The 14,197-nt window shown below is 35.4% G+C and carries 11 protein-coding genes; 2 read left to right on the forward strand and 9 right to left on the reverse strand.

Annotation, left to right across the window (positions count from 1 at the left end; genetic code table 11):
• Positions 1-44: 44 nt before the first annotated feature.
• The 9 genes from OPR49_RS00785 to OPR49_RS00825 all read right to left on the reverse strand — a co-directional run bounded on the left by OPR49_RS00785 (position 45) and on the right by OPR49_RS00825 (position 10,493).
• Positions 45-1,076 carry a S49 family peptidase gene (locus tag OPR49_RS00785; protein WP_264328556.1) on the reverse strand — a complete coding sequence of 344 codons (1,032 nt, stop codon included), beginning with the start codon at positions 1,074-1,076 and terminating at the stop codon, positions 45-47.
• Positions 1,076-2,485, reverse strand: coding sequence for a phage portal protein (locus OPR49_RS00790; RefSeq protein WP_265026785.1), 1,410 nt, complete (start codon positions 2,483-2,485; stop codon positions 1,076-1,078). Before OPR49_RS00790 ends, OPR49_RS00785 begins: the two co-directional genes overlap by 1 nt.
• Positions 2,486-2,710, reverse strand: coding sequence for a gpW family head-tail joining protein (locus OPR49_RS00795; RefSeq protein ID WP_065095024.1), 225 nt, complete (start codon positions 2,708-2,710; stop codon positions 2,486-2,488).
• 3 nt (positions 2,711-2,713) lie between these two features.
• Positions 2,714-4,540 (reverse strand): phage terminase large subunit family protein, encoded by a 1,827-nt coding sequence (locus OPR49_RS00800; protein ID WP_265027489.1) that lies wholly within the window; start codon positions 4,538-4,540, stop codon positions 2,714-2,716.
• Positions 4,537-6,006 carry an ankyrin repeat domain-containing protein gene (locus OPR49_RS00805; protein ID WP_265026784.1) on the reverse strand — a complete coding sequence of 490 codons (1,470 nt, stop codon included), beginning with the start codon at positions 6,004-6,006 and terminating at the stop codon, positions 4,537-4,539. Before OPR49_RS00805 ends, OPR49_RS00800 begins: the two co-directional genes overlap by 4 nt.
• Positions 6,007-6,025: 19 nt before the next feature.
• A complete protein-coding gene (locus OPR49_RS00810; RefSeq protein ID WP_065095468.1) occupies positions 6,026-6,505 on the reverse strand; it encodes a hypothetical protein in 480 nt (159 codons plus the stop codon).
• Positions 6,506-6,680: 175 nt separating this feature from the next.
• The gene (locus tag OPR49_RS00815; RefSeq protein WP_264328554.1) at positions 6,681-8,573 is read right to left on the reverse strand and encodes a hypothetical protein; all 1,893 of its coding nucleotides are present in this window, start codon (positions 8,571-8,573) and stop codon (positions 6,681-6,683) included.
• A gap of 131 nt (positions 8,574-8,704) precedes the next feature.
• A complete protein-coding gene (locus OPR49_RS00820; RefSeq protein WP_265026783.1) occupies positions 8,705-9,925 on the reverse strand; it encodes a DNA modification methylase in 1,221 nt (406 codons plus the stop codon).
• Positions 9,926-10,028: 103 nt separating this feature from the next.
• Complete coding sequence (locus OPR49_RS00825) at positions 10,029-10,493, reverse strand: RuvC family protein (protein ID WP_065095465.1); 465 nt, start codon at positions 10,491-10,493, stop codon at positions 10,029-10,031.
• Positions 10,494-10,711: 218 nt separating this feature from the next.
• On the opposite strand from OPR49_RS00825, the gene OPR49_RS00830 reads away from it, so the two are divergent.
• Positions 10,712-11,944, forward strand: a complete 1,233-nt coding sequence (locus OPR49_RS00830) for a hypothetical protein (RefSeq protein WP_065095464.1) — start codon at positions 10,712-10,714, stop codon at positions 11,942-11,944.
• Positions 11,910-13,025: a hypothetical protein gene (locus OPR49_RS00835; RefSeq protein WP_265027164.1), complete on the forward strand. Its 1,116-nt coding sequence runs from the start codon at positions 11,910-11,912 to the stop codon at positions 13,023-13,025. The genes OPR49_RS00830 and OPR49_RS00835 overlap by 35 nt, the downstream gene beginning before the upstream one ends.
• The last annotated feature ends 1,172 nt before the right edge of the window (positions 13,026-14,197 follow it).

Here is a 14,197-nt window from a genome sequence, read left to right on the forward strand (position 1 = left end):
ACCGCCATGTTTGTAGTTATTGTACGCGGCGGTTATAAAAAAACTTAAATACTTGATTGTGCTCTAGCTTTAGCTACCTGCATCATCAATTCTTCTCCTGAATTCTGTGGTATTGCACTCAGTATCTCTGTCTTTTTCGTTCGCTCTGCAAGTAACTCCATTAAAACTTCCCGTGCTTGCTCAACACTTACGCTTTGCTCAATAAATTCTCCTATCTTTTCTGGCATCTTTGATACATTACATAATCTTATTATCTCTAAAATTTCTCTACGACAGTTCTCGTAGCTTTCCTCAATAGTTGTCATACTAACACTCCTACTTTTATGATTGTTGATAAATTCAAAAAATGTTGTAACTCCATCTGCAAGACCTATTTCTATTGCTTTCTCCCCAAAATATAGCCCTGCCTCTGTTGATCGAATCTTTTCAATTGAAAGACCTCTGTTCCTTGCTATCAGCTGCACAAACATTTCATATAGTCGGTCTACTTCTTTTTGTAAGCTTCCCAGACTTTCAGACGTCATTGGCTCATGTGGGTTTAAATCATTCTTTCGACTACCAGCAAAGATTGTGGTGTACTTAATACCTTGCTTTTCATCAAACCTACTTTGATCGATATGACTTGCTATTACTCCAATACTGCCAACACCAGAAGTTCTGCTCACAAATACCTTCTCAGCGCTAGAAGCTATAGCATATGCAGCAGAATATGCATCATCATTTGCTATTGCAATAATTCTCTTTTTTGTTCTTGATTCATAAATAAAATCAGCTAGGTCAAAGACACCGTTTACTTCCCCTCCTGGACTATCTATGTCAAGTAGAATCGTCTCTATGCTTTTATCTCCTAAAGCACTCTCTATCTCTTCATGAATATTTTCATACGAAGTCATATCTAAAATATGATCAAAAGCTTCTGTTTTTTTTGTCAAAACTCCATAAATACGTATTATTGCTATTCCTTTTGGGTTTATATGAAAATGCTTTAAGTTCTTAAAGATAGGTTGTTTGCTGTTATATAATGATAGTAGTTCAAAGCTTCTTCTCTCTACCATTACTGGTTTATTTATCCACATCACCTTCCTTCCCTTTTATGATTAACATCAGAATCGAAACAAAGTCCAAAAGAATTAGCTCGCTTTTGATCTTCTGCTATTTCTTGGTCAATTTCTTCAACATCGTAACCCATTTCTGATACTACTTCTGCTCGACTTTTGAAGCCATTTCTTACCGCCATTTGCTGTGCTTGCTGGTCTTTAAGCGGATCTACCCAATCAAATCCCTGTGGTATCCATTTTACATCTTTAAATACTTGATTATCTGTTGTAGAAAGCTCTCCAGATAAAGTGGCAAGTTCTAGCCATCTACTCCATACTGGTCTGCAAAATTGGAATACCATAATGTTATGTTGCAGCATAGCGCATCTACGACGAAACTCTATTAATCCTGCTCTGATTGATGAATAATTAACACCGGTTAAATCTCCTGTTAGTTGTTCGTATGTTATCCCTGTGCCTATTGCTATTGCCCTCAGTTGCTGTCTCATGAATGCTTCATAGCTTCCTCCTACGTCTGATGGTTCTGAAAATTTTATGTCCTCTCCTGGGTCTAAAAGCTGCATTGTTCCAGGTTCCAGGCCAGATAGTGCTACTCCTTGCTCATTTGCTTGCGCCTCACCTAAAATATTTGCTTCAGGATCAAGTCTTGTAATAAATCCCGCAAACATTGCTGCTGTCTTTTTTCTCACTAATTCTGCATCATCGTATTGATCAAGCTCATAAAGTTTCAGAAGTATACTCGAAAGCCATGGCTCCCCTCTGATTTGCCCAGGTCTTAATGGTCTATAGATATGTAAAACATCATTTGCTGGCACTCTCACTGATTCGCCAAACGAACCTTCACCAGGGTGTTCTTTAAATAGGTAATATGCTTCTCTTTGCCCAAGTCTATTGAACTCAATCCCGTTTCTTATTACATTACTATTGGCTAGTGTTTGATTGCTCTTGTTATCTAAATGTTCTGATTCCAATACTTGAAGTTGCAATGGTACAGAAAATCCATCTTCGAGTTTACGATGTCGGAGGCGTACAAAACACTCTCCACCTTCTATCATACTTCTGCATACTAGAGCTTGTAATCCATAAAAATCACTTACTCCACTACTGTCTGCTTCATCTGTCCATTTCAGCCATAATTCTTGTACTTTCTTTCGAAATTCTGCATTCTTTGCTTTTGATTGCGGCTTTATTCCTGTTCCAATAGAGTTACTTACTATTGTATCAATAATATTTGCTGCATATGGATTTTTTCTCACCATATCACGAGAGCGGCTACGCAAGTGCTCAAGGCTTTGAGACAGCAAATTGTTTATACTTCCTAACTCTGGTTGAAAGTGAAAAAATCTTCTTCCTGAGCCTGCTGCATCCCACGCTGAGCTTTTTATCTTTGGTTTGTTAAATAATTGCTTGAAGGTTTTTAGCAGCATTTATAAAATTCCTTTACTCGTTGAAAAAACAATTTTCCTCTTTGGCCTCATGCCTGCAACTTTTAACTCAGCCTTAATTCGTTGTCTTAAATTCAATAAATCATTTATTTGAACTTCTCCGTACCGCACAACATGGTCACCATATGCAATTGAGACAACTCTTTCTCCGCTTTGCAGCTTCTTTATCGCTTCTTCGACTTGAATTAAATAATCTTCGTTATACATTTACTACTTGCTGATCCATTTACTTTTCACTATTTTCTTTGATTTTTTACTTTCTGGTTTTTCACTTAAACTATTCCATTTACTCTCTGGCCATCTGTCTATTCCCAGTGCTATCGATGCTGCTCTTGCGTAAATTCGGCAATCTAGTACTTCATTTCTTTCTCTTACCTTCTGCCACTCTTGTTTAGTGTATCCTTTTACTACCTTGCTGACTAATTGCTCTGCCGTTAGCTGCTTAAAATATTCAGGTGCATACTCCGGAAAATGACAATATCCTGCTGGCACTTTCTCTTCTTCTTTCAAAATATTAAGTAATTGAAAAAGCTCTGACTTTAATATCGATACTCCTACTGGCCATAGCTTTATTCCTCTTTTTAGCTTTTGACCACCAACTGTTATATCTACTCTACTTGGGCTACTCAGCGGCACTAGCGCTTTATTTACACCTTTCACTGCCATTACTCTTCCAGAGCCTTGATGACCTCTTACCCAATTGTATACTTCCTGTGTTGCATATCCTGCATCAACTGCCATCATACTTATCATATATTCAAGCCCATTTTCACCGATAAAATGATGATTGAGGAGCTCCGAAAGCTTTTTCCATACTTCTCCACCTCCTGTATCTCCTTCAAATACTCGGTAGTCTATTGACCAATTTTCACGGCTTTTTCCCCAGGCTACAACTTCCACCTCTAGACGATCTTTTTGGACATCTACTCCTGCAGTAAGTACCACTTCTCTCCTAGGTACTGTGCCTACGGGAAAAAATTCTCTCCTGTTAAATAATTGCTTCCAGTCTGGTACTTCTCCTTTATCTACCCAAGTTTCTCCAAGCGTTGTGTTTATCCAAACTTTCAGTAATTGTTCACTTTCTTTGGCATGGAGAAAATCTTCTACTGCTTGTTGCCAACTATACCAGCCAACTGGACTATAAAGACTTGAAAGGTGAAATCCTATTACTTTGCTATTGTGTACTTGATTTGTAGCTCTCCATTCTCCACGGTCTAGCATCTCTGTCTTTTGATGATTTTCTATTTTGCTGCTACATTCAGTGCAGACATAATGTGCTGTTCTTGAGTCGTTGTTTTCCCATTTAATTTGTGACCATTTTAGAACTTGATAGTAATTACAATACGGACATGGTACAAAAAAGTACTGCTTATCTGTTGCTTCAAATTCTTTCTCAATTCTGCTTATTCCATGAATCGTTGGTGTTGATACTAAAAAAATCTTTCGCCGTGCAAATGTATTAGTACGGGCTATGCTGAGTAAAACTGGATCTCCTTCACCTCCTGAATCTCCTGGATAGGCATCAATCTCATCAAGAAAGAGATATTTTACTGGCATAGAACGAAGTCCTACACTGCTATTTGCTCCAGTTATTACTACTATTCCACCTGGAAATTCCTTACTCTGTACAGTATTCCCTGAATCTCTTGACCTTGGGTCTTTTACTTTACTTTTTAAACATGGCGTACTCTCTATTAACGGTGCAAATCTTCCCTTCGACCAACGTTTTCCCATTTCAACTGTTGGCTGTACTACCAGCATTGGACCAGGAGTCTGATCTATGATGTAGCCAATCCAATTGTTACCAGCTTCTGTTCCACCAATCTGCGCTCCTTTCATGAATACTACTTTTTCTGCTGGTGAGGACGGAGAAAGTGAATCCATGATCTCTTTTAAATAAGGAGTTCTCTCTGTTCTCCATTTTCCTGGCTCTGATGCTGCAGTTGGTGCTAAAACTCGATACTCATTTGCCCACTCTGACACTTTAAGCTGGGGATCTGGTCTTAAACCTTCAGAAAAAGCTCTAGCGTATATCATTGTCTGCATCTACTAGTAATTGGTTCTAACTCAACGTCATTAACAGTAGAACTACACTCCTCCAGTTCCATAAACATCTTTTTCTGAAATTCGTTTTCTATATATCTTTTGCTCACCTCACTTATCATTATTGCTATAATAAGTGCAAATATCCCTGTTATTGTTGCAAAAATGATTGCATTGCTTATTGTTGTTGCTGTTAACCCTATACATACCGCTATTGCTACTGCACTTACTGAGGTAAAAACACAGATCACATTGTTGTATTTTCTTACTTTTGCATCTCTATGTTCTATACACCTATAATAAACTGGTACAGACTTGCCTATCTCGTCTGGTAATTTGATGCTCTTTTCTTTAAATAAAGTTTTTAGCAATTCTAAATTATTTGACTTGATTGCTAAGTGCAAAACAGGTGTATAGTTTGCTCCTTTTTTCAGCAATAACTTTACTACATGTAAATGCCTTTTTTCTGCAGCAAGATAAATTGGTGATAGACCTTTATTATTTACAATATCAATATTGATTTCTTCTTTTAAAATTGCATCTACAATCTCAATTTCTCCTCTTTGTGCAGCTAAATGGAGTAGACTATTCTTTTCAGAACCGTATTTATTACTCATCAAAGCCTTCTTTATCTCAGGTTTAGCGTAATCAAATGGTGTCTTGCCGCTATCGTCTTTTACCAGAGGGTCTATATCTTCTCGTGTTAGTAAAACTTCTATTGTTTTAAGTCTTTCAGCGTAATGTAGTGGTGTTTTACTTTCGTAGTCTTGCAAATTGACTTGAGCATTAGGCTCCTTTATTAAGGATTTGAGGATATCAAGACATAAGTCTCTTTCATCGTAATTAGTATTACTTACAGCTATATGCACAGGTGACAATTTCATTGAGTTTTGTCCCATGCGTGCACTATTCACATCTGCTCCAAGCTTTAGCAGTAACTTTACTATTTCCAACTTTTTGTTATTAACTGCATAGTGCATTGGTGTCTGATTTCGTGCATCAAAGACATCTATTTCAGCATTTCCTTCTTTCACTAAAATTTTGACAATATTTTCATGTCCTATGCCTGCTGCTAGATGTAATGGAGTATGATGCAGAGTATTTCGTACATTAACATCAATGCCTTTTCCTATCAAATATCTAACTGCATTAACTTCACCTATCATTGCAGCTAAATGAAGTAAGCTATCTTGTTCTGACCCGTATTTGTTATTAATTAGCGCTTGTAATATTTCTGCTTTTTTCCCTTCTTTGGCGTAATCAAGAGATGTTTTACCATCATTATCTTCTATAAAAGGATTAATGTTCTTTTTCGTGAGTAACAGATCTACCATACTTAATTCATCAAACTCTATAGCGCAATGTAGTGGGGTTTTTCCGTTTAATCCTCTAACATTTACATCTACTCCTGGTTGATTGATGAGACATTTTATTAACTCTAAACTTAAGTTATCAGACATTTTATATTCAAAATCTTTTTTATATTTGAAATTTAGTGTTAGATAATTCTTCAAGTGAGTTTGTAATCTCTTCAGTTAGCGCCATATGAATCTTTTCAGTGTCACTCAGTGATGCAAGCAATGCTGAAACTCTATTTGGAATATTAAGTAAATTATTACGGACAACTCTTGCTACATTAAATGCATCGCGCTTTACTTCTTCTACTGCTACAAGTTCTCCTATCTCAGCCCTAGCTTTTGCCTCAAGAAGTTTACCTCGTTCCATTTCATTTTTTATTCGCGTTTTAAGCAACATCGTGGAAAGTTTTTCTCCGCTTTCTGAATAGTTTTTTCTTCTCAGTGGTTGACTTGGATCTCTGATTGTTTCTATAGCCCTGTTTGCTTGTTCTCGGTCAATGAGTCCATCCTCCAACTCAACTATTCCTTTTTTTACTAAATAACAGACATATTGCTTTGATACTCCTATCTCTCTTGCCCATTCTGTTTGTGTGATTTTCACTTTTTTTTCTCCTCTCTCTTGTTTCTACGAATTTTCTTCTTGAATCTCTGAAAAGGTTTTGCCAGTATCAGCAATTCCCTACCTGTTTATACTTGCCGGCGTCTTAGAGATATTTTACTAATATAGAGCGAAGTACTCCGGTGCTTTCTTTTTACATAGTGAAATTTGGCTATTTTCAACTAATACTATAAATTGCATCTTTGTAGTTATGAGATTCAACCACTACTTGCTCTAGCGTTAAACTGCTGCATTTGGCATCTTTACTATGGTTTTCTTCAAGCACTTTTGTCCTTGCTTCCTTTATTTCCTCAATGAACTTTCCATTAACTTTTTCTGGTTCAATTCTTTCCTCACAATATACAAGATTTGTGCAATTTGTTTTTCTGTAGTAATGTACTCCAAGGAATATCACTGATAGTGCAAGTATACTCGAGCCTATAAGTAGTGATAACCCTACGTTATTAATCAAAGCGTTCTGGTAAAACTTCTGTACACTATTAATACCACCTTCTACATACAGTAATAAAGGCAATACTATATTTGCAGCAACCAAACTGCTTAATAATGCTGTAAATAATGGCCTATCTTTGATTACTGATTCTACTTTATTTCTTCTACTAATGACTTTGTCGTCAATATTAATGAAGTTGTTCTTACCCTTCCAAGCGTTAAGTGTAAAATGTGAATGAGTACCATTGCTGTATTCCAGTTTGACTGATTTTATTACTTTATCTTTTGGTTGATACTTTAGCACCTGATTCAAAGTTTCATTCGCATTCTTTCCCCCTATTTGACACTCCTCAGTATCTCTAAATTGCTTTATTCCACAAAATATTGTGCTAATTGCAAGCAATGAAGTAATTGCTATCATTGGCATAGTAATATAGAGAGGGCTGTTTGCAAAAAATGCAATAAATTGTCCTTTATCCTGTAGATATACCAAAGCTGCAGAAGCGCTAAGTGCAACAGCAGCTATACCGAAAATTACAAATTCCTTCTGCTGCATTGCATATTTTACTCTTGGCAAAATTCTATTTGTTTTCTTTTCTTTTTTAATTAACGGGGTTTCTTCATTATCACTTTTTTCTGATGGGCTAGTTGAAAGTGTAACTGGACTATCATGATTTAATGACATATTCTCCCATCCTTGCCTGCCACAAAACTCACTCATTTCTGTTACTTGAGAATTTGATCTTGTCACCTCTGCACTTCTATTGTCTATCCCACTATCGCTTCCTTCCAAACTCTTTTTTAAAAATTTCGTATTCAGATCTACAGGTTCATCAGTTATATCTTCTGATTCTTTCTTAATTGATGTTTCTTCAGAATTTGACTTTTCTATCTCTGGACTTTGATCATTTATTTCACCATCTAAACCTCTTTTCGAGAATCTTTTACTTTGGTCTATAGTTGCATACATAGGTTCTCCTATAGCTTCTTGCTCATCACATTTTTCTCCATTTAATTGGAAAGAAGAATGTGGTAGCTTTGGTGGTGCAATATCCTGAATAATACTCAACCGATGATTTTCTGCTGTTCTAGGTGAAGGTGGAGCTACATTTCTAATATTGTCCTTCTCCAACATTCCATTCCTAGGTAACGGCTTTGGTTTATCTCCTAATTCTTTATCCTCTTCCTCTTTTTGCATTTCTTTTGTATTGTCTATTTTGGGGTTGGAAGATGTGTTGGATGCTGCCTCAAACTGATCAAGAGAATACGGACGGTTATATTCTATTCCATTTGCCTCACAAACTGCATTAAATTCGTCCTCTATGTCTTTACCATCATCCAATACTAAAGAAGAACAACTCACTGAAAAATCAGCACCTGCTTCGTCTATTTTTGCTGTAATACTGCTATCGCTACTATTGCTAATCACATTTAAAGAAGCTAGTTTGCATTCAGTGTTCAGGTCAGGTTCTTGCTTCGTACCTTTTTCAAACAATTCAATTCTCTCCTTAACAGATAGTGTAGAATTTGAAACATTATTTTCTACTTCTTCAGAAAACGATGCTTCATTATTTGTTTGCGAAGTTACTACTCCAGCTAACATCTTTTCTTGATTCATTGAGTACATCACATTTAATCCAAAGTTATTTGTTACGCTAAACTCATTAAAATACGGTATATACCAGTATTAATATTACAACTACCAAGGCTTACTAAATTTCTGTTTGCGTTATCTTTTCCACTTTTTTCTTACTGTTTTTCTTCTTGAATCTCTGAAAAAGTTTTACCAGTACCAGAAAGAATTGCTTCCCTACCTGTGTACACTTGCCAACGTTTTATGGTTACATCTACAAATTTTGAATCTAGCTCTATTGTCCTACAAATTCTTCCTGTTCTCTCGCATGCAATCAGTGTACTTCCAGAGCCGCTAAATGGATCAAGTACGATATCTCCTGATCTAATGCTATTAACTATTGCTCTTTCCATTAGCTCTACTGGCTTCATTGTTGGATGTAATGAGTTATGCACTGGTTTGTCATAAAACCACAGATCACTTTGATTTCTACCCCCATGCCACTCACGTTTATTGCCGCTTTTCCATCCATAGAGCATTGCTTCGTATTGTCTTTGATAATCTGATCTTCCTAGCGTAAAGTGATTCTTTGCCCAAATGATAAATGTTGACCATTTCCCTCCCGCTTCCTCAAATACTTTTTGTAACGTTGAAAACTCTGATGATGATATGCAGATGTAAATTGCACCTTTCGTATATGCTAAAATATGGGAACAGATGTCGTAGAGAAAAAGTTCGTACTTTTCACCTTGATTATCGTTTAATATTTTTTTCTCTTCTCTTTCCTGACTGCTACCGTAATCAACGTTATATGGAGGATCACATACGGTAATATCTGCCATTTTATTATCTAATACCGCTTTATATGATTCAACTAAAGAGCTATCACCACAATAGATTCGATGATCACCTAAAATCCATAGATCAGCTGGTTTTGTTATTTCTACTTTTTTGTCATCAACAACTAAGTCAGAAAGATCTTCTTCTTCACCATCTAAATCATCAAGAAACCGTTGAACTTTTTCCAATTCAAATCCTGTCATTTTAAGGTCAAACTGCAAATCTTCTAGCTCTTGAATTTCTACCTTTAAAAGATCATCATCCCACTTTGCCCAATTAGCTGATTGATTGGCAAGTAACCGAAAAGCTTTGGTTTGTGGTTCATTTAAATTATCACTTAAAACCACTGGAATACTCTCCATACCAAGCTTTCTTGCTGCTTTAAGTCTTAAATGACCATCAACCACAGTTCCATTGCTTTTTGCAACTATTGGTATACGAAAGCCAAATTCCCGAATTGAAGCACACATTCTATTTACTACATCATCATTTTTACGAGGATTACGCTTATATTCGACGAGGTTTTCAACAGGATAGTAGTGGATTGCTAAATTCATATCTTAATAATTAAAAAGTTAATATTCAAAATATCTCTGACGCTAAAGAAGGCCTGGGGTCAGCACCACCAAACCCGCCATTCTGGCTGAAAGGACCCACTTTTTATGGATTTTTCGTCTTATTAACATTTTTACTGAAATCCATAACATAGAACATTAATGCTAAAGCATCAGATTCATTATCATCTTTAGGCAAAAACCCTTTTTCCTTTACAGCTTCAATAACTTCACTCTTACTTGCATTGCCTTTGCCTGCTATAAAGCGTTTTATAGTTTTAACATTAACACCTTTGTATGGTACGTGATGTTCTTCACACCAAGCAGACAGCACTGCAAGAAAACCACCATAGCAATGAGCTGCATCAGTTCCTAGATGTCTTCTCACCCCCTCAAAGTACACTGCAGAAATCTCTTTCAAAGAATTAAGCCAATTGCGAAAACTTAAAAAACACATGCCACCTCCACTGAAACGACTACCATGAAAGCTTTTGCTTCCACTTTCAATTATTCCATCTGTTAGAATTGCCCAGCCTGTTTGTTTGCCGAGATCGAGTGTTAGGATTGACACTTATATTCAGAATTTGTTTCGCTAGAGTGCTATATAATATATATTCAGGATTTGAAAAATTTTTGTCCAAAAAATCTTCTTCATAAATAAACTTTTTAGAAAAAAACTTGGTTAAAAATCAGTAAACAAGCATTGTATAATTATTGGTCAAGGCTTTCAGATTTCTATCTTAACAGTGTAATTAATCTATTATGCTAACGTAGCTTAGCTAATTTCTTATGAACGTTTACCCAAACCGTAAATTCTGGGAAGATGATTTAGAAGTACCAGTTAACTACTTACTTGAGCGTTTTCACAATACAGAAGTCCGTCATTCTTGGATGAATTCACTTTCTGGTAGGCAGTTAAGTGTTATCTTTCAACACTGCTTTAAAGACAAGCTAAATGGTCAACTCTTTGATGATCAAGACTACGATAACACATCCATACAATATAAACGTAAAGTGATTGCTAAACATTTAGACTCTCTAGTTATTTATTATCTGATTAGCTGTTTTGAACGTGCAAAGCTTGAAGCTACTGTCAGTGAAATTGCAAGATCTGCATTGACTGAGGAACTCATGAAATCCTACCTTCTAAAAGGTAACAATAAATACGACAAAAAGTCTTTGTTATTTCTATTGTTTCATGTAGATCACAACCTTTTAAAGTCTGTCTATCACTTTGAAAAAATACAAAGAAAAGGTTCTGTATCATTTGCTCTTCAAAAGACACCACGACAACCAAATGTTCCATTTAAAGACTTCATCTCTCAGGAAACCATAGTGCAGATACTGAAAGAAGACGACATTAAACGCAATGACGGTTTTGAAAATCAATTACAAGGTTTCTTCTACCATCAAAATCGTTTATATGTATTAGTTCGTAGAGCTAGTGGTATAGATTTACTACTAAACTCAAATAAGGTTATTCATGGTCATAAGCCAGATTGGATGATTTTGGATTTTCTAGTTAATGGTACTCAAGTAGATCTTACTGCCAAAAATATTGATCAAGCTACAGAGATAGCAAATAGCATTGCGAGTCGTTATTTTAGCTCTGAATGTGTTTTTGTAAACGCGCAGGATAAAAACTTTGCAGAGCAAGTATATAAATTCATTAAAGTTTGTGTTGATGGCTCTGATTCAAATATATTCACTTTTGAGTTAAAATTTCAGTCAAATCGTTTCAATTACAGCTATACTAATATCACTTTGACTGTTGCTCCATATGATCCTATTGCACCGGAATTGCATGTTTTAAAGCCATTTGTAGGAGACATAGTGCCATTTATAGAGTCGATTAAAGTAATATTTCAAGGCAAAAAGATAGGCTTATTTTTCAAGCGAAGTGATGAGTATATAGCAATTTACTACTCTGAACATCCTCTGAATAAAAGGGAAAGAGAGGATTTTAAAGCATACATAAAACAATTTTATGGTCTTACAATCTTGCCAAGAGCAAATCTCTGATCTTCTTAATTCTGGCAGCTCTTGGGTTAATCCAAATCAAAATTATATCGAAGCAGCAAGGTATTTGTCGAATCTTGAATTAATTAAGATGCAAGAGAGGGCCTATATTATCTGCTCTCATAGACAAGATAAATTAGATTGGCCAAATATAGTTGATCCATACTGTAACAATGAGATTTTCATTGATGAGGACTTTAACGAAGCATGCGATAATATAATTTGTGAAAATTGCAACCGTGATATTTTACCTAATACCTACAAGAAGCAAAGATTTCACCGCTTATCTGCATATTTAAACCCAGAGAAATTTATGAATTGGTTTGAAGGTCAGCTAAGTAATACGCATTTCATGTGGCAAAAAGTGGAAAGTGGAGTTTATCATGTTGGTGGACAAGGTAAGATTGTAAGTTTAATCATACTTGATTTTTGCACCAATCCAACATTCTTAACGATAGATAAGCTTAAAGCTAATCCAACTGTATTAATAATACTGAGAAAAAATCCATCAAACATACCTCTTGATTTGCCCATAGTAAAAATGGTTGACCTTTTCTTTCAGCATAAGACGTTAATTGAAGTATTCCAAGAAGCAGCACAAAGAGGAGTACTAGAGTTCATACCAAATACTTCAATGCAAATCTTACATACTGCACTTAATCTAATTGAACCTCCTAAAGAGAAGGAATTGCTAAAGTTGCAATTGATAGAGGGCTCACTTTACGTAAACAATATAGAGATTCTAAATAAGAAAGCTGTAGCATGTATGAAGGTTTTTCGCATATTATTTGAACAATTTTTGCATGATTGTAAAAAAGAATTACCTCCTGAAAAACACATGTTGCTTAGCATAACTGAAATAGAAAAGCGCCTAAATCTTGATCCAGAAGCAGATCCAGAACATCACATCAGAAAACCACTAAACACAATCCAAAGAACAATAAAAACCACCTTAGCTAAAAAGTTAGGATTAAACATCGAACGTAATGATGTGATTCAAACAGTTGGTTGGCCTGGATCATCGCGTAAAGATTATGGCTACCGTATTAACCCTTTCACTGTGCTGATAAAAGTAGTTCGTTAAGTTTTTAGTAGATTAAAGTCTCTCCGGTTCAAATCACCTATAAATAGTTTCCCAGTTCCCATTTTACAGTTGGAGCAGGGCTAGTAGCTTTTGGTTTTATATCACCTGCAGCATAGGTGCTTTAACTGCTCTTCATATTGCCTTGCATTGACAAATTTTTTCCTTCAAAGAAGATTCACTCGTTGAGATTTCCAAAATGGCACCATGCAAGCCTGCTAAAAACAGTATTCACCTATTGTAGATAAGGTATGTTTTTTGTCTCTTTCAGGCTTTTGTTTTTTCTTAAGTCTTTACAGCTAAAATAAAACGTGATATGGCTGCACAAGGTTTTCTATTGAGTTAAGCTACACATGCCCCTCATTGGGTTTTTAATGTAGTTTACAAGAGTTCTTTGGGTTAAACCTATAAATTTGGGTCCACCAAGTGGTATAATTACTCTAAAAAGCATTAAAAATAGGAATTAAAAAAATAGACTGTTATCAAGATGAATTTTTCTTCAACTGCTTCTGTGCTAATAATCACAATAGATATATTACATACTACTAATATGTAATATATTATATATATAAAGGAATCTGCCATTCTGCCAACTTGCTCAAATCAGCCATAGAAGGGAACTTTGGAACATATTTCAAGTTGGCAACTTTCTGCCATTCTACCAACTTATTACTTTTTCTAAGCTACTGATTTTCTTATATTTTTATCAATTTTAAGTTGGTAGAATGGCAGATTCTTCAGTTTGCCAACTTGCCATCTTGCCAACTTAATATATAATTCTACTATCTCCTTTTGCAATGTTATACATTTCTTGGTTTTTAGCTGTTAACTGCATTTGGTAAAAGATAATAATTTGGAAATTTTTGGTATAATCTGTGCTCCTAGGTCCTGATCTTTCTCAAGCAGCTCATTGAAATAGTATTTTCTCTCCTCTCTTTAATTCCTTAGTCCTACTATATTCAAATTTTCAGATATTTTTAAAAGGCTTGCCAGACATGTTTATATCTGTTCTATAATTATCTTTTTAGCATTTGTATTTACTTTGCTATTTTGTTGAATGGGTATTTACTTCCAAAAAATTTTTGTTTCAGACCCCTAATTCGTTTGCTATCTATAAAGAGGCTATTTGCTTCTTTAGCTTTCCTATAGATGTTATCTATAATGAAGATTGAGTA

This window comes from Wolbachia endosymbiont (group A) of Bombylius major, assembly GCF_947251895.1.
Classification (GTDB): Bacteria; Pseudomonadota; Alphaproteobacteria; order Rickettsiales; family Anaplasmataceae; genus Wolbachia; species Wolbachia pipientis.